At 61.0% G+C, this 1,431-nt stretch carries 1 protein-coding gene; it reads right to left on the bottom strand.

The window, feature by feature from the left end:
• Positions 1-181: 181 nt before the first annotated feature.
• Positions 182-1,354, bottom strand: coding sequence for an ISH3 family transposase (locus NDI65_RS22115; protein ID WP_310894439.1), 1,173 nt, complete (start codon positions 1,352-1,354; stop codon positions 182-184).
• Between the last annotated feature and the right edge of the window lie 77 nt (positions 1,355-1,431).

The raw sequence follows: 1,431 nt of genomic DNA, 5'->3' as shown, positions 1-1,431 counted from the left end.
GTCGGTAGTTCCCATCGGTTCTACACGCTGACTTGATTTTCCACGGCGGAAGCGACAAGTTCGATCCCGGTACCGAGACAATAGCCCACGAAAGGCGGTCTCACGTCAGTGAGAGCGCCGAATCTGTGATGGCGATGCCTAGCAATCGCTCTTCAGGGGCATTCGCTGGACGCGGGCTCGGTCAGCCCGCGTCCAGCTGACCATACGTCGCGGGAATCCCGACGCCATTGGTCGGTGCTTCCCACTTCCGGCGGAGCAGTCCGTCGAGCGTGTGGTTGATCCACGCTCGGAACACCTCAAAGCGGAACCACACGGGTAGTGCTCGCCCGCCGCGCCGCGGCGTGGCGAGCACGCCCCAGCGGACGATCAACCACAAATTCCGCAACAGGAAACTCACCAGCACGAACACCAACCGAACGACCGGGTCGGTTGTGGTTGTACGTGCACGCGCTTCGCGCATGGTTCGAAAGGCTGTCTCGATGGCCGAGCGTTTCCGGTAGAGAGCCTCGACCGCCTTCGGCGTGCGATCAGCCAGATCGCACGCCGCGTAGGCACGAACAAGCAGTCCGTGCTTTCCCCGCTTGCCCTGTCGGTATGAGACACAGACCGCGAGCGGGAAGCGCAGTTCCCGCTCGCTTCCCTCGTACATCGCGTACTCCGTCCAGTAGGAGATCGACGTCTCCAGTTTCTCGGCCATCCGTTGACCGCGTCGGATGACCGGGAGAACGACCGGTGCAATCTCACGCAACCGCTGGATGCACGCACCGCTGTAGAACCCGCGGTCACAGAGGAGACCAGCGACATCGAACGGAAGTGCCGCGACGTGGTCGAGCAGTCGCTCGACCGCGTCGCTTGTTGGTTCGTCTCCACGAACAGCAGTGACGGCAACGACGAGCGGTTTCGCCCGACAGAGGAGAAATCCAGCGAGGTAGCGATGGCACTGTGAGGTGCCATCGCGGGGCGTTGTGTGACAGAGTTCACCGGGAGAGCGGTGGGGACAGCCGTGGTAGTGGATGTCGACGAAGTCGAGGCAGATGATCCTCGGCCCGCCGCCGAGGATCATCGTCGCCTGTTGTCTGAGCAGGAGGTTAACGACCGTTTCGAGTTCTTCTGGTGGGACGGTATGAAGCTGCGCAAGCGTGTAGTCGTCGGAGTAGGTTCCACGAGTGCTCTCGGTGACCGCCTTGATCGAGGTCTGGTCAACAGCTGCTTTGAGGAGCGTTCGTCGGATGATCCCGGAGTCGAAGCCGCAGCCTTCGACTCCGGGTATCGGGATCTCTGCGAGGAGGCCTTCCGCTAAGGTTTCAAGGTCAGAGGCCGTAAGAACGGTGTCTGGATGGTATAAACACATCATCAACACCCATCCAGACGCTTCCTGAGGATCTAACCACGACAGTCGTGGCGATCAGTTGACGTGATGGGAACTACCGA

This window comes from Haloferax sp. S2CR25 (assembly GCF_031624535.1).
Lineage (GTDB): Archaea > Halobacteriota > Halobacteria > Halobacteriales > Haloferacaceae > Haloferax > Haloferax massiliensis.
Note: the sequence above shows the minus strand (reverse complement) of the source record. Positions and strands in the feature narration are given on the sequence as shown.

Bases quoted from the DNA above. Each gene is read 5' to 3' on its own strand.
- NDI65_RS22115 (WP_310894439.1), bottom strand. From the start codon at position 1,354: ATGATGTGTTTATACCATCCAGACACCGTTCTTACGGCCTCTGACCTT.